The organism is Paraburkholderia tropica (assembly GCF_014171495.1).
In the GTDB taxonomy this organism is placed as follows: domain Bacteria; phylum Pseudomonadota; class Gammaproteobacteria; order Burkholderiales; family Burkholderiaceae; genus Paraburkholderia; species Paraburkholderia tropica.
Window position 1 is genome coordinate 1143189 of sequence record NZ_CP049136.1, and the last position, 19662, is coordinate 1162850.

20 protein-coding genes are annotated in these 19662 nt (G+C 64.6%); 11 read left to right on the forward strand and 9 right to left on the reverse strand.

Annotated features, from left to right (window positions below; all coding sequences use genetic code 11):
* Positions 1 to 170: 170 nt before the first annotated feature.
* From G5S35_RS28620 to G5S35_RS28630, 3 genes are read left to right on the forward strand one after another with little or no spacing between them, the layout of a single operon-like run.
* Positions 171 to 383, forward strand: coding sequence for a hypothetical protein (locus G5S35_RS28620; protein WP_176081564.1), 213 nt, complete (start codon positions 171 to 173; stop codon positions 381 to 383).
* The gene (locus G5S35_RS28625; RefSeq protein WP_065060537.1) at positions 380 to 838 is read left to right on the forward strand and encodes a CBS domain-containing protein; all 459 of its coding nucleotides are present in this window, start codon (positions 380 to 382) and stop codon (positions 836 to 838) included. The genes G5S35_RS28620 and G5S35_RS28625 overlap by 4 nt, the downstream gene beginning before the upstream one ends.
* A gap of 33 nt (positions 839 to 871) precedes the next feature.
* Positions 872 to 1396, forward strand: coding sequence for a flavodoxin family protein (locus G5S35_RS28630; protein ID WP_176081565.1), 525 nt, complete (start codon positions 872 to 874; stop codon positions 1394 to 1396).
* 297 nt (positions 1397 to 1693) lie between these two features.
* Here the strand turns inward: G5S35_RS28630 and G5S35_RS28635 are convergent, their stop codons facing one another.
* Together G5S35_RS28635 and G5S35_RS28640 are read right to left on the reverse strand one after the other, a co-directional pair.
* Positions 1694 to 2992, reverse strand: a complete 1299-nt coding sequence (locus G5S35_RS28635; protein ID WP_065060538.1) for a polyhydroxyalkanoate depolymerase — start codon at positions 2990 to 2992, stop codon at positions 1694 to 1696.
* 267 nt (positions 2993 to 3259) lie between these two features.
* On the reverse strand, positions 3260 to 3634 hold the full coding sequence (locus G5S35_RS28640; protein ID WP_183039593.1) for a hypothetical protein: 375 nt from the start codon (positions 3632 to 3634) through the stop codon (positions 3260 to 3262).
* Between G5S35_RS28640 and G5S35_RS28645 the strand changes: the two genes are divergently transcribed.
* Genes G5S35_RS28645 through G5S35_RS28655 form a run of 3 tightly spaced genes read left to right on the forward strand, consistent with a single transcriptional unit; the run spans position 3599 to position 5544 of the window.
* Positions 3599 to 4252: a dienelactone hydrolase family protein gene (locus tag G5S35_RS28645; RefSeq protein WP_110328711.1), complete on the forward strand. Its 654-nt coding sequence runs from the start codon at positions 3599 to 3601 to the stop codon at positions 4250 to 4252. The genes G5S35_RS28640 and G5S35_RS28645 overlap by 36 nt on opposite strands.
* Positions 4253 to 4299: 47 nt before the next feature.
* Positions 4300 to 4815, forward strand: a complete 516-nt coding sequence (locus G5S35_RS28650) for a BCAM0308 family protein (RefSeq protein WP_110328663.1) — start codon at positions 4300 to 4302, stop codon at positions 4813 to 4815.
* Between the two features lie 15 nt (positions 4816 to 4830).
* Positions 4831 to 5544, forward strand: a complete 714-nt coding sequence (locus G5S35_RS28655; RefSeq protein ID WP_110328662.1) for a phosphoribosyltransferase — start codon at positions 4831 to 4833, stop codon at positions 5542 to 5544.
* Between the two features lie 161 nt (positions 5545 to 5705).
* On the opposite strand, the gene G5S35_RS28660 is transcribed toward G5S35_RS28655, so the two are convergent.
* Complete coding sequence (locus G5S35_RS28660) at positions 5706 to 6347, reverse strand: HD domain-containing protein (RefSeq protein WP_074986188.1); 642 nt, start codon at positions 6345 to 6347, stop codon at positions 5706 to 5708.
* 126 nt (positions 6348 to 6473) lie between these two features.
* Complete coding sequence (locus tag G5S35_RS28665; protein WP_110328660.1) at positions 6474 to 7472, reverse strand: GlxA family transcriptional regulator; 999 nt, start codon at positions 7470 to 7472, stop codon at positions 6474 to 6476.
* Positions 7473 to 7857: 385 nt separating this feature from the next.
* Between G5S35_RS28665 and G5S35_RS28670 the strand changes: the two genes are divergently transcribed.
* Both G5S35_RS28670 and G5S35_RS28675 read left to right on the forward strand, forming a co-directional pair.
* Positions 7858 to 8454 carry a carbonic anhydrase gene (locus G5S35_RS28670; RefSeq protein ID WP_065060543.1) on the forward strand — a complete coding sequence of 199 codons (597 nt, stop codon included), beginning with the start codon at positions 7858 to 7860 and terminating at the stop codon, positions 8452 to 8454.
* Positions 8455 to 9295: 841 nt separating this feature from the next.
* Positions 9296 to 10612 carry a dicarboxylate/amino acid:cation symporter gene (locus tag G5S35_RS28675; RefSeq protein WP_065060544.1) on the forward strand — a complete coding sequence of 439 codons (1317 nt, stop codon included), beginning with the start codon at positions 9296 to 9298 and terminating at the stop codon, positions 10610 to 10612.
* A gap of 102 nt (positions 10613 to 10714) precedes the next feature.
* Here G5S35_RS28675 and G5S35_RS28680 read toward each other — a convergent pair whose 3' ends face one another.
* Together G5S35_RS28680 and G5S35_RS28685 are read right to left on the reverse strand one after the other, a co-directional pair.
* The gene (locus tag G5S35_RS28680; protein WP_110328659.1) at positions 10715 to 12112 is read right to left on the reverse strand and encodes an MFS transporter; all 1398 of its coding nucleotides are present in this window, start codon (positions 12110 to 12112) and stop codon (positions 10715 to 10717) included.
* A gap of 324 nt (positions 12113 to 12436) precedes the next feature.
* Positions 12437 to 13834 carry a DHA2 family efflux MFS transporter permease subunit gene (locus tag G5S35_RS28685; RefSeq protein WP_237181555.1) on the reverse strand — a complete coding sequence of 466 codons (1398 nt, stop codon included), beginning with the start codon at positions 13832 to 13834 and terminating at the stop codon, positions 12437 to 12439.
* Positions 13835 to 13982: 148 nt separating this feature from the next.
* Here G5S35_RS28685 and G5S35_RS28690 point away from each other — a divergent pair, with 148 nt between their 5' ends.
* Both G5S35_RS28690 and G5S35_RS28695 read left to right on the forward strand, forming a co-directional pair.
* Complete coding sequence (locus G5S35_RS28690; RefSeq protein WP_074986196.1) at positions 13983 to 14843, forward strand: LysR family transcriptional regulator; 861 nt, start codon at positions 13983 to 13985, stop codon at positions 14841 to 14843.
* Positions 14844 to 14938: 95 nt separating this feature from the next.
* Positions 14939 to 15160, forward strand: coding sequence for a hypothetical protein (locus tag G5S35_RS28695; protein ID WP_065060550.1), 222 nt, complete (start codon positions 14939 to 14941; stop codon positions 15158 to 15160).
* Positions 15161 to 15240: 80 nt separating this feature from the next.
* Here the strand turns inward: G5S35_RS28695 and G5S35_RS28700 are convergent, their stop codons facing one another.
* Entirely contained in the window at positions 15241 to 16692 is a 1452-nt protein-coding gene (locus tag G5S35_RS28700; RefSeq protein WP_065060551.1) for an MFS transporter, read from the reverse strand.
* A gap of 205 nt (positions 16693 to 16897) precedes the next feature.
* Positions 16898 to 17092 (reverse strand): hypothetical protein, encoded by a 195-nt coding sequence (locus tag G5S35_RS28705; RefSeq protein WP_124263174.1) that lies wholly within the window; start codon positions 17090 to 17092, stop codon positions 16898 to 16900.
* Here G5S35_RS28705 and G5S35_RS28710 point away from each other — a divergent pair.
* Positions 17082 to 18197 carry a GNAT family N-acetyltransferase gene (locus G5S35_RS28710; protein WP_082991943.1) on the forward strand — a complete coding sequence of 372 codons (1116 nt, stop codon included), beginning with the start codon at positions 17082 to 17084 and terminating at the stop codon, positions 18195 to 18197. The two genes, G5S35_RS28705 and G5S35_RS28710, sit on opposite strands and share 11 nt — an antisense overlap.
* A gap of 57 nt (positions 18198 to 18254) precedes the next feature.
* Here the strand turns inward: G5S35_RS28710 and G5S35_RS28715 are convergent, their stop codons facing one another.
* Positions 18255 to 19445 carry a glycosyltransferase family 4 protein gene (locus G5S35_RS28715; protein WP_065060552.1) on the reverse strand — a complete coding sequence of 397 codons (1191 nt, stop codon included), beginning with the start codon at positions 19443 to 19445 and terminating at the stop codon, positions 18255 to 18257.
* Positions 19446 to 19662 lie beyond the last annotated feature (217 nt).

Sequence of the window (19662 nt, forward strand, 5' to 3'; positions counted from 1 at the left end):
GACGATCTCGCATGTGCGCCGGGTCACAGGTGTGATCGACGAGGTTCGGAGGCGCGGCGAGATCCGGCCGAGGCAGTCGAGAACGGCGGCGTGTGGTCCGCGCGAAAAGCGTGGCGTTCGCTGTGTGCATCATCATGGATATTCTGTACACCGAATGAGGTAAAGCTGTCATGTATCGCATCTTTCGTAAGCTGGAACGGTGGGTATTCGGCATCGTGACGGCGTCGGCTGTGGCATGTGCGGGTTTCATCGTGGTCGAGCGGTGCGGCGCGTCCTTCGCGAGTGCCGCCCATGCAGCGCTCGGCAGCGTGTTCGCCTGCGAGCCGGTCAGCCAGCCGGCCGAATGCGACGCCTTGCTGGCCGAGTGGAGAGAAGTCAAATGAATGCTTGTTCACTGTGTACCCGCGAGGTGGCCACCTGCGGTCCGCAAACGTCCATTGTCGAAGCGGCGGCCCGCATGCGCGCCCTTCATGCGGGCGATCTGGTGGTGGTGAGCGAGGAGGCGGGCGCGCGCCAGCCGGTTGGCGTGCTCACCGATCGCGACATCGTGCTGGCGGTGGTGAGTCCGGATGCCTCGCCGACGACGCTCTATGCCGGCGACGTGATGTCGGCGCCCGCCGTGCTCGCCCACGGCACCGACGACTTATGGATGCTCGCGCGGCGCATGCATCTGCACGGCGTACGCCGTCTGCCCGTGGTGGGCGCGGACGGCTCGCTGGTCGGCATCGTTACGCTGGACGACCTGCTGCATGCGGCCGCGAACCTGCTCGATGAATTGCGCCTCATCGCCGCTCGCCAGCAGCATTTCGAAGCGAAGCGCCGCGGTGACAGGGCTTAGCCCGCGCATCGGCAAGATTCCATGGATTCGGTCATGAATACCCCAACGCGCATCCTCGTCGTCTTTTACTCGCGCAGCGAGACCACCGCCGAGTTGGGCGGGCGGCTCGCCGCCGAGCTTGAAGGCGATTACGAACGGTTGCATGAGGTCGAATTCCGGCGGCGTGCCGGGCCTTTCGGCTTCCTGCGCTCGATTGTCGATGTGGTTCGCCAGCGCACGGCGCATCTTCAGCCGATGGCCCACGTGCTTGCGAACTACGACGTCGTGCTGATCGGCACGCCGGTGTGGGCCGCTCGCGCTTCCACGCCCGTGGCGACCTGGCTGGCCGAACACTGGCACGAAGTGCGCGCCACCGCATTCTTTTGCACCATGGGCTCACGCGGCAGCGAACAAACGTTCGCGCAGTTGCAGCAGCTCGCGCACCGCGCACCGCTCGCGACTTGTGCGATTTCCGCGCGCGACATGAAAGAGGATATAGCGGTGGAGAAGGTGGCCCGCTTCGTCCTTGCTATCAAGGACGCGCTCGCGGCGCGCGAGGACGAGGCGGCGGCCCGCTAAACGGGGCGTCGACGCAGTCAGCTCGTTTGTGAGCCGTCGTTTCCCGCGTCATCGTGGTCCGTACAGGTTCGCGCCTGTCGTTGGCCGAAAGTGCTGCGTTTAGCGCTCGCCTGCGCTTCGGCCCCTGTGGCCGCCATCGTCGACATCGGTCACCCCTGGTCGCCCTGTTGCGTGGCTGATCAAACCGTCAAGGTCGTGACGGCACGCGCTTCGCTCGCGACCGCGATGCGTTGTCAGACTCGCGACGAGCAAGGCCGCAGGGTCGAGGCCGGCAGGCCGTACCGTCTCCACGCCGGACTAGCGCAGCGCCGGGCGCGTCGTCTTCCGGGCGCGCTGGGACAAGCGCCAGGCGGCCTCGGCATTCGCGAAGGTCGCCTGTAACACGGGGTGCACATCGGCAAGCCAGCGCTCGCCTGTAAACAGCCCGTAGTGATCGCAGCCTTCCACGTCGAAGCGACGATGTGCATCCGGCGCAATGGCAGGGCACATCGCATGCGCCGCGTGCGTTTGCCCGGCTCCGGTGACGGCATCGCGCGTGCCTTCGACGGTCAGCAGCACCACGTCCCGCAACGCCGACGGCTCGACGAGCGTGCCGTCGGCACCGTTTGCTCCGGATGCGACGCGCCACGTGCCGTTCGCGAGCATCGCACGCTGGAACACGATGTCCACGGTGTCGAGGATGTACTCGGCGGCCATGTCGATCAGCGCGGTGTATTCGCTCAATGCGCGCCGTGCATCGGCGAGTGCGCGGACGTCGCCCCGCGAACTCGCATCGGCGTAAAGCTCGATCAGCGAAACGTACCGATGCGGATAGAGGATTGCGATCTCGGCTTGTTGCAGATAGGCCGGAAAAACCCGTCGGCCGCGTCCCGCAAACTGCGCAGGCACCACATCGATCAGATGACGCTCGCACCAGTCCAACGAATGCGATGTGGCGGCGAAACCGAGCGTGCCCGGGTTGAGGCGCGCATCGAGCGGGCCGCCGATCAGCGTGATGCTGGCGGGTGGGGACAAGGCACGCTGCGCGCGCAGCGACAGCGCCCCGAGTGCGGGAAACGTCGACTGGCAGACTGCAAGGACGTGCAACGGCCGCGTGTCGTTCGCGAACTGGCCGATAAAGTCGTCCAGCATCGCCACGTATTCGTCGAGGCCGAAGCGTCCCGCTGCGAGCGGCACGTCCCGAGCGTTTTTCCAGTCCGTGATGTAGACATCGCCATCGGCGAGCAGCGTCTCGACCGTCTCGCGCATCATGACGGCTGCATGGCCGGCCAGCGGCGCGCATAGCAGCAGCGCGCGCCGGGGCCCGGCGTCCGCGCCGCGGCATGCGAAGTAGCGCAGGTCGCAGAACGGCGTGCGCGCGACGATGCCGCATTCAACCGCGGTGCGGCGACCTTCGAGCGTGACGGTGTCGATGACGAAGGGCGGTGGCGTGTCGGTGAAGCCGGGCAGGGAATCGTAGAGGCCGGCATAGCAGGAGGAGACCGCGTGAGCGAGCGCGGGCGCCGGCCACCCATCGCACACATGCTCGGCATATTCCGACGCCGCGCGCCACGCACGCAGCCATCGGCGCTGCTGTTCGATCAGGGCATACCACATGATCGAGCCCGATGGTCCGGCCTGCCGCGTGTGGTCCGATGCGGCGCGAGCGCTTCCAGCGCTAATTCGCCGCCGATGGGTGGGACTGTTTTCAGGTCGGCGATCTCGCGGAGCAACCCGGCGATCTCGGTACTGGGGATAAGCATGGTCTCGGCTCGTCGGGTAACCGGGCGGTGCAGGGTTGCAGCGCAATGTCGTGCGGCGGCATGACCGCCTCCTCACTCGATCACAGCATGGACGGCCGTGTCGCAGGCGCGTTGATGCAGGTCAGTTCTCCCGTAGGGCCGGAGTCAGGGCGCGCGATTGATCAACTTCAACTTGAAGGAGCCGGCGAAAGACGGCGACAGGTGGATCGGAGGAAATCCGTGAGAGGGATTCAGCGTTGCAGACATTGAGCGGGACTGCCGGCTTGCGCTGCACGACGTTTTGCAGGCAACGGTGCTCAGAAGGCTTCGCTGCTATCCGGATGAGCATGGCTTTGCCGGAGGCAGCCCTTTCTCCTTGCCACGAGCAATTGATCGAAGTCAATCGGCCGGCTAACGCGGCGATGATGATGAACACGAGCGCGGTGCAAACCGCATACGTCTGCCGTGCCTGGAGATGCAGATGGAAATGCAGGATGTGCAGATTCCTGTCGATCATGTGGCGCTGGGCGGGTTACTGGAAATACCCAGCCACGCCCGCGGCGTCGTGGTATTCGCGCACGGCAGCGGCAGCAGTCGATTCAGCCCGCGCAACCGGCAGGTGGCGGCTGACTTGCATGGCGCGGGCTTCGCCACGTTGCTGTTCGATCTGCTCAGCGCCGAGGAGCAATTGCACGACGGCGATGGCACCTATCGCTTCAATATCTCGCTGCTCGCGCGGCGGCTCGCCGCGACCCTCGTCTGGTTGCGGGAATCGCCCGACTTCGCATCCTTGCCACTGGGTCTTTTCGGCGCCAGCACGGGCGCGGCCGCCGCGCTCGTTGCGGCCGCGCAGACCGGCTGGGTAAAGGCCATCGTCTGTCGAGGCGGCCGCCCGGATCTCGCGGGAACGGCACTGGCCTCGGTTAAGGCGCCTACGCTGCTGATCGTGGGCGGCCTCGACGAGGACGTCCTGCGCCTGAACCGCAAGGCCGCCAAGCAAATGACCGGCGAGCACCGAATCGAGATCGTTCGCGGCGCGACGCATCTGTTCGAGGAGCCGGGCGCGCTCGAGGAAGTCACCTGCCTCGCAAACGAATGGTTCGAGCGCTGGCTCGGTGCGTGCGAGCCGAATTGAACGCGCCGTTCGTTTGCCATCCAATTTTCCGACGTGAGTGAACCGATATGAACCCGATTCGCAACGAAAGCGCGGCGACTGGAATGCGTCGCGACAAGCGACTGCAACCGCACACGAACGACAGCTATCGCGCCCCCGCCCGCGTGATGAGCGGCACGGGCTGCCGCGAATGTGGCGCTATCTACGAAAATGGCCGGTGGATTTGGAGCGCCAGCGCGGAAGTGACCCGACAACTCCTGTGTCCCGCCTGTCGAAGGATTCAGGATCACGCGCCGGCGGGAGAGTTGTGGCTCAAGTCTTGCGACTATCTGAACGCGCACCTCGATCAGGTCGTCGCGCTGCTCTCCCGCGAGGCGCGCAACGAAGCAGGCCTGCATGCGCTCGAACGCATCATGGACATACAGGTCCAGTCCGATGGCGTGCGCGTTTCGACGACGGGCCCGCATGTGCTCCGCAAGCTCGCCGCAGCGATGCTGCGGGCGCACCACGGCAGACTCTCGATCGAGTATCGCGATGGCGAACGGCTGTTGCGTGCCCGATGGAGCCACGAAAGCCGGCCCTGAAGAGGACGCCAGATCATGAGCGAGGTATTCCGCGATCGTGCCGATGCCGGCAGACAGCTTGCAACGGCGCTCCAGCGCTACGCAGGCCGCGATGATGTCGTGGTGCTGGCGCTGCCACGAGGTGGCGTGCCGGTTGGTTACGAAGTAGCGAGGGCCTTGCGATGTCCCTTGGACGTGCTGATCGTGCGCAAGCTCGGGGCGCCCTATAACCCTGAGCTGGCGATGGGCGCCGTGGCGAGCGGCGACGCGCTCTACGTCAACGACGCAGTGATGCGCGCGCTTGGCGTGAGCGAAGCGCGGTTCGCCGAGACCCTTGCGCGCGAGCGCATCGAGCTGCAGCGCCGTGAGTCGGCTTACCGGGGACAAAGGCCGCCTGTGGCGGTGCTCGGGAAGACGGTTATTGTCGTGGATGACGGAATCGCAACGGGCGCGACCATGCATGTGGCCCTCAAGGCGCTGCGCGCGAGTCGGCCGCGAGCGCTCGTCATCGCGGTCCCGGTCTGTCCGGTCGGTGCCGAAGCGCGCTTCACCGAGGAGGCGGACGATTTTGTCTGCGTGATGCAGCCGTACCATTTCATGGGCATCGGGCAGTTTTACGCGGACTTTTCCCAGACCGGCGATGACGAAGTTCGCGCTTGTCTGGACGCCGCTCAGGAGTGGCAGCTTTCGGCTGCATGCGGCGATGCCGCCGGCGCGCGGCCCTTGCCTCCCGACGGCAGGCCGGACTGAGCGGACGGCCGTGGCAGCAAGGAGGGCAGGGACGGTATGCGCTCGGAAATCACGCGGATAAGGCAAAGGCGTAGGCGCTATCGAACCGATCACGATTGCCGCCCCATCACAAGACATGGGCCGCGGCCTCGCGGGTTGCTGCTTGATCTCGTTGCGTCAGCTTAGCTTTCGAACGGCGCGGCGAGCAGCAGATCGCAGACATCGGGGATTTCAATGCCCGGCGCGAGGCGACGTCCAATGTCGGCCAAACCCGTTCCAATCGCAGTATGGGGTTTCCGTCTCGCCACTTCGGCGAGTGCTTGCGTGAACGCCTGTTTGAAGCCGAGCCGGGGATAAAGCGCGAGGGTGTCGTCGATCAACTGCGGAGATATCTCGTCCATCCTGAGTCCCATCACGTCGACGTGGGCGCCGAAGTGCACGAGCGCGACTTCCGGTTCCCGGCGATCGGCGATATCTGCGGATGAGTGAAGCGCGATCGCATCCCAGACAACATCGACTTTCGCCTTCGGATAGTCATGCGCATGCAGGAACCTGCTCGCCGCGTCGGCGCCATCGACCTCAAAGCGTTTATCTGCCGCGTGATGCGCCGACAACCCGAGATCGTGAAGCAGCGATGCGAGATAAACGAGCTCGCGATCGTATTTCATCTGCCGCTTTTTTCCGATGAACTCCGCGAACCACCACGTCCGGTGAACGTGATTCAAAAGCGGCTTCGTGTGGGCTGATTCGGCGAGCGCGGCTGCTCGACGTGCAAGCTCGGAATCAGGAGCCGTTATGCCTCCGACGGTGACAGGGTGTTTCATACAGGATCCTTGAATGTTCGGTACGACGAAGATAGGGCGTACCGAACCCGTCAGCAATGACAAACACACCTCGTTTCCGGCCGATGGCTCGTCGTCGGCATGCCGGCGTGAGGCTTCTCGTGCGTGTTATGCCTTTGGCGGTCCGAAGCGTCGGCGGTAGTCTTGCGGAGCCACACCGTACACTTTCGTGAAGGCCCGGCGCATACGCTCGTCGTCGCCAAAACCCGTCCTGCGCGCGATGACCTGGATGGGCTCGTGCGCAGACTCGAGTAGACGTCTGGCCGCTTCGATGCGCAGTCGCTCTACCGCCCTCGCCGGGCTTTCCCCGGTTTCGCGAAGATAGACGCGAGCAAAGTTGCGCGGGCTCATCCGTGCGGCGTCGGCGAGTGCGGGAATGGACAGGTCCGCGTCCAGATGGGTACGAATCCAGTCATGGAGGTCTTCGAACCGGCCGCGCGCGTCGCGCATCTGCTGGCGCAGTTCGATGCTGAACTGCGCCTGGCCACCGGGTCGCTTGAGAAAGAGAACCATGCCGCGTGCAACATTGAGCGCCGCGAGATGGCCCAGATCGTCCTCGATCATGGCCAGCGCCATGTCGATCCCGGCGGAGACGCCGGCGGACGTCCAGATATGGCCGGACGTGACGAAAATCGAGTCGGGCTTCACGTTGATGGCCGGATGTTGTTGCTCCAACCGGTTGCAGGCCGCCCAGTGAGTCGTCACATCCCGATGATCGAGGACGCCGAGTTGCGCGAGGACGAACGCGCCCGTGCACACCGAACCGAGCCGACGCGGTCGTTCCAGATAGTTCGCCAGCGTTGCACGCAGCGATGCCGTCGCGGCGGCGGGCATGATCAGGTCGGCGCCGGCGATGAGCAACGTGTCGACAGAGTCCATCATCGTGTCATCGATGCACTCCGTTTCAAGCTTCACACGCGTGTCCGTCCGCACCGAACCGCCTGACTCGGAGGCCAGCACGACCTGATACGCGGAGCGACCGTCGTCAAAACAGGCATCGCTGAAAGCTTGCAATGGACCTGATATGTCCAGGAGCTTGGCGCCTTCATAGGCGACGATGACAACCTTGCGCGGCGCTCGACCATCCGGATTGTCGGTTCTGGACATTTGCTGACGTATCAAAGTACGGGGATCGCCGATCGAACCGGACCCAGCCTTATGCGGGCCATGACAAGACCTGGCTATGGCGACCGGTCGTGGACCAGCGCACACGCTACCGGAATCCGGCGTAGCGGCGCAAGGCCAACCATACCTCATTTTCTGCCAATGTCCGGGCGCGCCGCCAGGTCTTACGCGAGGTCGGCGGTGCGAGAGCAGGCGGATATCGCGGCCGGTTCGGAGTGAGCGGGAAAAGAAAACGAGGTCTTGCCCAGAACGAATTAGCGTTCTGGCAGAAAACGAGGTGTCAATGTCTGCGGCACATCGATCAATGATCCTATAGTGATTCAGCTAATCGCATCAGTCCATGAATGTGGAAAATGGAGCAAGGAAAATGAGTCAATACAGCGAATTCGAATTCAGGAAGCAGCCGTGGTTTGACGCGGCGTGGTTCGATCGGTCAAATTTTCAGGGATTCAGTCGCTTCATTCCGATGAAGACGATCGTGGTCCACTGCTTTGATCCGAGGGCATCTGAAATACCGCAGGCTGTCGCGGACTATTTCGGTGATGAGGTTTATCCCGGTGAGAACATTCTCGACGAAGCGGGCAACCGCATCGGTAACACGCGTACGTTGTTTGCGGTGTCTAACGCGGGTGGGCGCGCGCTTTCGGCTTTGCAGTCGGTCGCCACGATGGACTATCTTTTCAAGGTTCAAAATGTCGTTGTGGTGCATCACTCGTTTTGCGGCGCTACGGCTTTCGAACCTGAAGACCTCGTTGATGAGTTTCATCATCATCACCATGCCGATATTTCAACGCTGTTCGATCACGATAGCCTCGCCATTTCGAACTTCGAAGATTCGATCAAACACGATGTCCGCTTACTTCGCGACAGCGCAGCCGTTCCGGCGAACGTCAAGCTTTACGGTTTCTTTTACGAGATCAATTCGGGCAAATTGACGGAGGTGGTGCGCGACATTCCGGCCTGAAGCCGGCTTCGGGGCCGCGCATGGGGGATCGCCGCCGGCCGCGTCTTCCTGAATTGCAATGTATCGGCCTGTGTAGATATTTAATTAAAACGACGGAGCATTCGTAGACATCGCCGATGTTCAAACAGCAGGCAGCACTTCAGCCGGTGTGGCTTCAGATACCGTTTCAACATCTCGAAACGTAGCTGGGCTCGTTGAAAAAAGCCGCCACTTCTGCCAGAAGCGGCGGCTAGCACACACGCCGGCGCTGAGGCGCCGATGATTGCGGAATGTCTAAACGCAATCACAGTTCAATTTAGCAACCCGAAAAGCTTTCGTCCATATTTAGAAACGTTTGAGTACCGTTTATTTGTGTAATGCGGATGCAGCCTCATGCGCATTGCATCGCATGGGCGCGGGTCGAACTGAGTGCTTTTTCCTGCTGAGACGCCGCCCACCGGTGGAGCATCGGCTTTAGAACATGTAGAGACCGGAACGATCCCCCTGGTTAAACCTTGCGCTGAGTCGCCAACAGAATTGAGATGTTCAAAGTGAATAATAATTTCACACCAACATTGAGATTGTAATCGGCATAAAAGGATTTTCTGGGGTTTCTGAATAACCGCCGATTGCGTGGTGAGCTTCACAGCGATGGTCAACTTTGTTTGTCGCAAATCGTCAAGCCAAGGTTGTCTGCACCAAACCAGCATGGGTTTGCGTCTCACCAACACCCGACATTCCGCCACACCAGGGTTTTTGACAGGTTTGCAACAACTGGTGCAACAAAGTACAGTGTTGCAACAAATGTATTCGTAAGCCTGTTGCCGGCCGCTCGTCTGCGCGGCCAAAAAGGAGTGTCGCAATGAAACGTACGAAGCTGACCGGCTGGATCGTGATCGGCATGCTATTGGGGATTGCCGTGGGTTACGGCTGTCATCGCGCGATCGACGACGCGCAGAGCCTGAAGTCGGTCGCAGACGGCTTCGCGCTCGTCACCGACCTGTTCCTGCGGCTCATCAAAATGATCGTCGCGCCGCTGGTGTTCGCCACGCTCGTGGTGGGCGTCGCGAAGATGGGCGACGCGAAGGCGGTCGGTCGCGTAGGCGTGCGCACGCTCGCGTGGTTTCTTGGCGCAACCTTTGTTTCATTGCTGCTGGGGGCGCTGGTCGCGAACTGGCTGCAACCGGGCGCGGGGCTGAATCTGCCGCTGCCCGATTCGCATGCCGCCACCGGCATTCAGGCGGGCGCGATTTCGATCCGCGAGTTCGTCACGCATCTGGTGCCCAAGAGCGTGGTGCAGGCCATGGCCGAAAACGAAATCCTGCAGATCGTGGTGTTTGCGGCGTTCTTCAGCCTCGGCATCATCGCGATCGGCGAGCAGGCGAAGGGCATCGTCAAACTGCTCGAACAGATTTCGGCGGTCATGTTCAAGGTGACGGGCTACGTCATGGCGTTTGCGCCGGTCGCCGTGTTCGCCGCGCTCGCACACGTGGTGGCCATTCAGGGTCTGGGCGTGCTGCTCAGCTACGGGCGTTTCATGGGCGTGTTCATTGGCGCGCTGGTGCTGCTGTGGTGCGCGATCGTCGCGGCGGGCGGTCTCGTGATCGGTGGCCGTGTGTTCGGACTCGTGCGCTCGGTGCGTCTGCCGATGCTGCTGGCGTTCAGCACGGCGAGCAGCGAATCGGCGTATCCGAAGCTGCTCGAACAACTCGAACGCAGCGGCGTGCCGCGCCGCATTTCGAGCTTCGTGCTGCCGCTCGGCTATTCGTTCAATCTCGACGGCTCGATGATCTATTGCACCTTCGCCACGCTCTTTATCGCGCAGGCGTATGGCATTCACCTGTCGTTCATGGATCAGGCAGCAATGCTCGCGATCCTGATGCTCACGAGCAAGGGCATGGCGGCCGTGCCGAAAGCGTCGCTCGTCGTGATTGCGGCGACGCTCGGGCAATTCAATATTCCCGAAGCGGGTCTGCTGCTCATCATGGGCGTGGACACGTTCCTCGATATGGGGCGCACGGCGACCAACGTGCTCGGCAACAGCGTGGCTGCCGCCGTGGTGACGAAGTGGGAAGGCCAGCTTGGCCCGGTGTTGAGCGAGGACGAGTACGAAGCGCTCGCGACTGCGCGAGAGGAAGCGCATGCCGGCGCGGGTCTGGTCGAAGGCGTGACGACGTAATCCGTATCGTACGGAATCCGAATTAATCGTCGATCAAGATCATCCGGATAAAAAACGGCGGCCCGCATCACGCGGCGCCGCCGTTTTTTATTACCTTGCCGTTTAGCGGCTGATGTCTTCGAGCGAACGTCCGCGCGTCGCCGGTCCGAGCAGCACCATCACGATCCCGACCAGCATCGACACGCCGATAAACATCGCCACGCCCGGCACGCCGTAGTGGTGCAGCAGAATGCCGATCGCCAGCCCGGCGAACGCGGCGGCGATGCGGCTCCACGAATAGACGAAACCCACGGCGCGCGCCCGCACGCGCGTCGGGTACAGCTCGGCCTGGTAGCCGTGATACGCGTACGACATGATGTTCGCGGCGAGCGTGAACAGCACGCCCAGCACGATCAGCAGCCACGGCTGCGAAGCCTGCGCGAACAGCGCGATCACCACGGCCATGATCAGCAGGCCGCCGACGATCTGGGTCTTGCGTTCGAGCTTGTCCGCGAACCAGAAGCCGATGAGCGGCCCGAACGGATTCGCGATGGCGATCACGAACGCATACGCGAGGCTCTGCGTGACGTGAATGCCGCGCTCGATCAGCAGCGTCGGCACCCAGGCGGCGAAGCCGTAGAAGCCGATCACCTGCGCCATGTTGAAGATCGAGAGAATGACCGTGCGACGCAGATACGGCGGGCGCAGCACTTCGGCGAGCGAGCCCGCACCGGCGACTTCCGGCGCGGCCGGTTCGGGCGCGGGCAGCGGCGTGCGGGTTTCGGCTTGCACGCGGCGCTCGATATCGGCGACGATGCGCTCCGCGTCGGCTTCGCGGCCGTTGCGCGCGAGCCAGCGCGGGCTTTCGGGAATGCGTCGGCGCACGAACCACACGACGATCGCGCCCAGCGAGCCGATCAGGATCACGACGCGCCAGTAGTCGAGGCCGAGCGGCTGTGTGTCCTTGAGCGCATAGGCGAGAAACGCGACCACCGGCACCGCGCAGAACGTGATGACCTGATTGAGCGCGTAGGCGCGGCCGCGTTCGCCGCGCGGAATCAGCTCGGAGATGTACGTGTCGATCGTCACGAGTTCGATACCGATACCGATGCCCGCGATGAATCGCCAGATGTTCAGCGCGAGGCCGGTGGTCTGGAACGCCATGATCGCCGTGCAGACGATGTACCAGATCAGCGACCAGGTGAAGATCATGCGTCGGCCGAAGCGGTCCGCGACCTGGCCGAACACGAGTGCGCCGACCCAGAGACCCGCGAAGGTCGAGAATACGAAGGTGCCGAAGCCCGCCACTTTCAACGGCCCCAGCGCCGAAAAGAAGCCGAGCGACTCGGGCGTGAAGAGTCCGGCGTGGACCATGCCGGGCGCCACGTAGCCGGTGAAGAACAGGTCGTAGAACTCGAACACGCCGCCGAGCGACAGCAGGATCACCATGGTCCAGACGGTGCGTGACGGCGGCAGCCGGTCGAGGCGGGCCGCGATCTCCGCCGATGTTGGAGTCGACATCGAATTCCTTTTATGAGTTTCAGGTGCGAGCAGTGAGACCTGGCGCGGGCGAGCATGAGCGCGCAGGAGTTATGCCGCAGCTTAATTGAGGCGGCGCTTCACGGCACCTGGTTGAAACCCAGCTTGAAGGCGGGCGGCGGGGATCGTCGGTCGCGCGGGGACGTAAAGAGAAGCGCAAGCAGCGGCGTTTCGAGCGTCGATTGCCCGATGCCGCTGTTGGGCCATTGCGCGGCAAACGCGCTTGATCGGGGAGATCGCGCCTGCGCGGCGCGATGCCTGTCGTGAGGTCTGGCGTGAGGTCTGGCGCGATGCCTGGCGTTGCGCCTATCGACCGCCCGCCGCCACGGCTTTCACCGTCGCGCGCGCCGGCGGCGCTTCCTCGATGCCACGGAAGATCAGCGCGGAGATCAGCGTGATCGCGCCCACGGAAGCGAAGCTCACGCGAAAGCCCAGCGCCACCGAGTCCCAATGCGCGGCGACGAGGCTCACGAGCGCGCCGCCGATGGTCACGCCGAGGCCCATCGCGAGCATCTGCACCATCGAAAAGAGGCTGTTGCCGCTGCCCGCGTCTTCGTGCGAGAGACCCTTGAGCGTGATGCTGTTCATCGCCGCGAACTGCATCGAGTTGGCCGCGCCGAAGATCGCCAGCACGACGAGCGAGACGATGACCGGCGTGCCGCGCGAAATCAGTGCGAACGCGACGATCGAGCCGCCGACGATCAACGTGTTGACGAGCAGGAAGGTGTCGTAGCCGTAGCGGCGGATCAGCGGCGCGATCCAGCGTTTGGCGACCGTGCCCGCGAGCGCGGCCGGCAGCATCATGAGGCCGGAATGCAGCGGCGTGTAGCCGAGTTCGAGCTGCATGAGCAGCGGCACGAGAAACGGCACCGCGCTGGAACCGACGCGGCAGACGAGATTGCCGATCAGACCCACGCTGAAGTTGGGCTCGCCGAACAGCGCAAGCTTGAAAAGCGGATCGCGGCGGCGGCGCGCATACGGCACGTAGGCGAGCGCGGAGGCGAGGCCGAGCGCGAAGAGTCCCGCCGACCAGGCTGCGCGATGCGTCTGCACCGGCGCGTCGAAGGCGAGCGAAAACGCGATCATGCACAGCGAGACCAGCGTGCAGCCGATCACGTCGAACGGCGGCGCGGCGGTGCCCGAACTGCGCGGCAGATAGCGCCACACCATGAACAGACCGGCGGCGCCGATCGGCACATTGATCAGAAAGATCCAGTGCCAGGTGATGGCCTGCACGAACCAGCCGCCGAGCGTCGGGCCGACGATCGGTCCGACCTGCCCGGCGACCGAAATCAGCGCGAGCGCGGAGACGTATTGCTCGCCCGTCACGGCGCGCAGCACGGCGAGGCGGCCGATCGGCATCAGCATCGAGCCACCGACGCCTTGCAGTACGCGCGCAATGACGAGTTCGCCGAGCGTATGCGCGCTCGCGCAGCACAGCGAGCCGAGCACGAAGATGAGGATGGCGGTGAAGTAGACGCGGCGCGTGCCGAAGCGGTCGGCGAGCCAGCCCGAAGCGGGCGTGAGCATGGCCATGGTGAGCGTGTAGGCGACGATCACCGGCTGCATCATGAGCGGTTTGACGCCGAGGCTGTGCGCCATGGAAGGCAGGGCGGTGTTGACGATCGTCGTGTCCAGCGCCTGCATGAAAAAGCCTGCGGCGACGATCCACAGCAGCGCCGTCTGGCTTGAATCCTTGTTCATGGGAACGTCTTGGCGGGGCGCGAACGGTGGGGAAACACGGGCGCGCAGCGCGGAAATCTGCAATGACGTCATGATATTGTCATCGCGGGCAATCGGGAACCCCACTCAGGACATTGACTGTTATCGGCGTTGCCGATAACAATGCGGCATGCTCAATCCCACCTGGCTCAAATCCTTCGCGACTGTCGCGGCCTGCCACAGCTTCACTGCTGCGGCGCGGCAACTCGGCCTGACGCAGTCGAGCGTGAGCGACCATATTCGCCGGCTCGAACAGGAAATCGGCCGCCGCCTGTTCGTGCGCGACACCCATACGCTCGCGATCACGCCCGACGGCGAGGCCATGCTCGCGCACGCGGGCGCGATCCTCCAGGCGATCAACCGCGCCGAATCGCAATTCCGCGCGCCGCGCCTGAAGGGCCGCGTGCGGCTCGGTTCCTCCGACGACATCGCGCTCGGCCCGCTGCCCACCGTGCTCACAGCGTTTCGCAACGCGCATCCGGACGTCGAGCTGGAAATCATCATCGGCATGACGGGGCGGCTTTACGAGCTGCTCGACGCGGGCGCGATCGACCTGATGGTGGGCAAGCGGCGGCTCGGCGACAAGCGCGGCGTGGCGCTCTTCACCGGGCGGCTCGAATGGCTCGCGCGCACCGGCACGATGGTCGATCTCACGCAGCCGCTGCCGCTCAATCTCGTGGCCGAGCCGAGCGTCACGCGCGCCGTGGTGCTCGACGCGCTCGCGCAAACCGACTTTCGCTGGCAGATCGTGTGCACGAGCAGCAGTCACTCGGGCTGCGTGGCGGCGGCGCGCGGCGGTCTGGGCATCACGGTGCGGCCGCAGTACCTGGCGGCGCGCGGACTCGCGCCGCCGCTCAATGTCGCGAGCCTGCCGGTGTTGCCGGACGTCGAATTCATCGCGCTCGCGGCGAAGCGCCTGAGCCGTCCCGCGCAAACGCTGATGCAATTGCTGCACGACAGCGATCTGCGTGGCTCGTGGATCGGCGAATGAGGCGCGCCCGTTTCCGCACGATCGGGCGCGCGCCGCACGCGCGTCTGGTGTAAGATCCGCCGCCTGGCATCAGGTATTAGCGGCAGGTGAATGATATGGATCGAAAAACAGCGGAGCGTCTGCTCGTCGACGCGGACAGGATTGCCGAATTCGTTCTCGAATGTTTCGATCTGACGCTCGACGCGCCGCAAGGGCGCGAGCTTTACGACCGCGCGTTCAGCCTCTACCTGAAGCGCGAAGCGGGCGACGTGCCGCTCGCCGATCTCTACGACGCGCTCAAGGGCCACGGCGAGTTGCCGGAAGCGCCCGCGGCCTGAACGTGCATCGCGCGCGGGCTCGCGGCCCGCGCATCGCGTTGCAAACGTCCGTTTTCCAGACTTAGCCCACTCAGCCCGATTCAGCCTGACTCCCCCGCGCGCGCCGCATAGGCACGCACGGGCGCATCGGCATCGTCCTCGGCCAGCGCTTCGAGCGAGAGCCCTTTCGTTTCGATGCCCATGACCGCCACGGCCAGCGCGGCGACGACGAACGACAGCGCGCCGAGCGTGAACACGCCGCTTTGTCCGAAGACCGGCAGCACGACGCCCACGGCGTACGGGCCGATCAGCGAGCCGACGCGCCCGATCGCCGAGGCGAATCCCGATCCCGTCGCGCGCGCGCCCGTGCCGTACAACTCCGGCGTGTAGGTGTAGAGCACGGCCCACATCCCGAACATGAAGAACTGCATCGCGAGCCCCGAGCCGATCAGCAGCGCGGCGCTTTGCAGATGCAGCGCCGTTTGTCCGTAGACCCACGCCATCGCGCCCGCGCCGACGAGCGAGGCCACGCAGGTCGGCTTGCGGCCGATGCGTTCGACGAGCCACGCCGCGCACAGGAAGCCGGGGATGCCGCCGAGCGAAATCAGCACGGTATAGAGCACGGACTTCGTGACAGTCGCGCCCGCTTGCTGCATCAGCGCGCCGAGCCAGGACGTGAGGCCGTAAAAACCGAGCAGCGCGAAGAACCACAGCGCCCAGACCATGATCGTGCGGCGCCGGTACGCGGCGCTCCAGATTTCGCGGAACGCGCCGTGCGGCCGGTTCAGCGCCGATCCTGCCGGGGACGTTTGACGCGCAGGCGCGGGCAGCGTGGCGACGCCGAGCGTGCGCATGACCTGGGCTTCGATCTTCGTGGTGACGGCATCCGCTTCGGCGCTGCGGCCGCGATGTTCGAGCCAGCGCGGCGACTCCGGCACGATGCGGCGCACAATCAGCACGAACAGCGCGGGAATCGCGAGCAGCGCGAACACCGTGCGCCAGCCGAAATGCGGCAGCACGAAATACGAGGCGACGCCCGCGGCGATGAAGCCGAGCGGCCAGAAGCCGTCCATCAGCGCGACGAGGCGGCCGCGTTTCGCGGCGGGCACGAACTCGGAAAGCAGCGTTTGCGCGACGGGGAACTCCATGCCCATGCCGACGCCGAGCAGCACGCGCCAGAGGATCAGCGCATCGACGCTGTGTGCTGTAGAGCACAGATACGAGGCCGCGCCCCAGAGCACCATGCTCCACTGGAAGACCGGCCGTCGGCCGAATCGGTCCGACAACAGGCCCGCGAGCGCGGCGCCCAGCACCATGCCGAAAAAGCTCGCGCTCGCCACGAGTCCCGCCGTCGCGCTCGACAGGCCGAACTCGGTCTTGATCGAGCCGAGCACGAAAGTCATCGTGCCGAGATCCACGGAATCGAAGAAGAACGCCACCGCGATGATCAGGAAGATCGTGCGGTGATACGGCGAATACGGCAGACGTTCGAGCCGCGCGGCGGCGTTGGCCGATGTCGCGCGTGCCGGTGCATGGGGCGAATGGCGTGTCATGTCGTTCCTGTCGTCTGGAAGCGCGACCCGGTGCGCGGGTGCGGCGCGCGCCGGTCGATGACCGGGCGATCCAGTAGACGCCGCCATTAATGTCAGACATAGAACAGAACCGGCGTGGGAATGGAATGCGGGCGTCGCGCCGCAGCGAGCCATTGCGGTGCATTCATGTCCGCGCGGACTAAATCTTGGCGTAAAAGGCCAGCCGTCAGCCCGTAGACTGATCACCGGAAAAACCGCCGCACATCGCGCTTTCGCGCAGACCGAAGCCGAAGCGCACAGCAAAGTTCAGATCAAAAGACCCAAGCCGAGGCTGAAAGCCGAGCTTGAAGACAGCACGGAGACAACGCGTTGCAATGCGGGTGGCAGCGCGGAATGAGAACGGGTGAACGATGACGACCATAAGAGACCGCTTGGTGTTCGGGGAACAGCCGCAGATTGCCCCGCTATCTCTGCCGCAGCCGCAGCAATCGCAGCCGTCGCCACAACCGCAGCCGTTCGCCAGGCTATCGAGGCAGGCGCGCGCGCGCGAAGTTGCGTCGGCCGCGTCGTCGTCGGCCGATGTGGAGTCGAAGTTCGCGCGCGCGCATTCGATTTTTCACGAACGCTGGTGGCTCGACATCGCGACGCAAGGCAACTGGGCGCTCGCGACCGTCAAGCAGGACGACGCGGTGCTCGGCGAAATGCCGTACGCGCTGATCCGCCGGCGCGTGTGGCGCATTTCGCATCTGCCGCCGCTCACGCGCACGCTCGGTCCGGTGATTGCGCCGGTCACGGGCAGCGCGGCGCGTCAGCGTCGTCATCAGCTCGATGTGACGGCGCGGCTGATCGAGCAATTGCCTGTGTGTGACAGCTTTTTCCAGGTGCTCGATCCGCGCGTGGACGACGCGATCGCGTTCGCGCTGCGCGGCTATACGGTGTCGGCGCGCTACACCTTCCGTCTCGATGCGCAATGCACGCAGGACGAGGCATGGTCGCGGCTCGACAGCAAGACGCGCAACGTGATTCGCGGCGCGGCGCGCGAGCTGACCGTCGCGCCCATCGCGACGCCGGGCGAATTCCTCGGCTTTTACGAGGACAATCTGCGCGCGCGCTCGCGCAGCAACGCCTATGGCAGCGCGGTCATGCGCCAGCTCGTCAACACGTTCGTCGAACGCAAGTCGGGCACGCTGCTGGGCGCGTATGGGCCGGGCGCGAAGCTCGTCGCGGCCATCGGTCTCGTGTGGGATCAGCAGGCGATGTATTTTCTGCTTTCGTCGCGCATGCCCGAGGCGCATTGCGGCTCGATCAGTCTGCTGATCTGGAGCGGCATCCAGCGCGCGATCGAAAGCGGACTCATCTTCGATTTCGACGGTTTTTCGAGCCCGTCAACATTCAGCTTTCTCAATGGTTTTGGCGCGACGCTCACGCAGCGGCTCGGCGTCGAACGGCATGGCACCGCGTATCTGCTGGCGCGCACGCTCAAGCGGCGGCTCGCGCCGGGTTCCGTGTTTGCACCGAATCTATAAGGACGTTGGGAATGCGGCGCGTTCGATCCGGGCGCGCCGTGAATGCAGACGATTGAATCAAACCAGTTCGTGCTGCGCGTGCGGCGTGGCGCGACGCGTGGTGGCCTGCGCGAGTTCGAGCGCGCTGGAAGCGAACAGCAAGGGCGACCAGCGCCGGATCGCATCGCGCGCGCCATTGGCGAAGCGCTCGCGCAACGTGCCGTCGCTGCCGAGCTGGCCGATCCGCTGCGCGAGCGTGCGCACGTCGCGCGGCTCGACGACGAAACCGTTCACGCCGTCGTGCACGATCTCGCCCGCTACCCCGCAGGTGCGGGTGACGATGGCCGGGCAGCCCGCCGCGAATGCTTCGTTCACGCACAATCCCCACTGGTCGAATTCGCTCGCGAGCACGATGAAGTCCGCGAGCGCGTAGAGGTTCGGCATTTCGTGATTCGGCAGCGAACTGAGGATCGACACGTCGGCGTCGAGTCCGTGCGCGGCGATGCGCGCGCGCAGTGCCGCATCGAGCGGCCCCTGACCCACGAGCACGAGGCCGATGCCGCGCTCGCGCAGCCCCGTTTGCGCATAGGCGTCGATCAGCACGTCGACGTTCTTGCGCGCCACGAAGCGGCTCACGCACAGCAGGAAACGCGGCGGCAGGCGGTAGCGTTCGCGCACGCTGCGGGCGTTGTCGCGCGCGCGTTGTGCGAGGCGCGCGAAATAGTCGATGTCGACGACGTCGAAGCCGATGCGCGAACGCGTCATCGGGATGCCGAGCGAGAGCGCGTAGCGGCGGTGCCGTTCGCCCGCGACGAGCGCGCCGTCGAAGCGGCTCACGATCATCCGCTTGAGGCGTTCCTTGGCGGCGCTGCGCACGCCGTCGTCGGCTTTCGAATCGGACATGTAGATGAGCTTGAAGCGCCGCGTGAGATGGCGCAGCGCGCACAGCAGCGCCGAATACTGCGTGTTGTAGCCGAGCGTGATGACCACGTCGGGCGCGAACGCGCGCAACCGCGCGACGAGGCGCGAGCAGTCGCGCAGGCCGAGCCCGTCGCTGTCCGAGCCGTCTTCGACGAGCGTGATGGCGTGCGGTGGCCGGTTCGCGAAGAACGCCGCGCGGCGCTCCTGCGGGAAGCCGTAGACGCCCGAGCGCGCGAAGACTTCGAGCAGCGACACGTCGTGCCCGCTGCGGGTCGCGGCGTCGACGAGGGCTTCGTAGCGAGGCACGTGGTAGTCGCCCAGGTTGCCGACGACGAAGAGAATGCGCATGGACAATGACCGCTCACGATTGAGTTGGCAGGGACGTCCGCCGCGCCACGCGCCTGCGTTCCGCGATCAGCGGTCCGAGGCTGTCGCGCCTGTAACGTCATCGTAACCGCGCGTGCGGCGCCGCAGCGCCGCGCCACGCCGTACTGGCTGTCAGCGGCGAGGGTTTGTCCGAATCGATCGGGCTAGGGCGGTGCGCCGCCTCGCGCGGCGCGTTTTG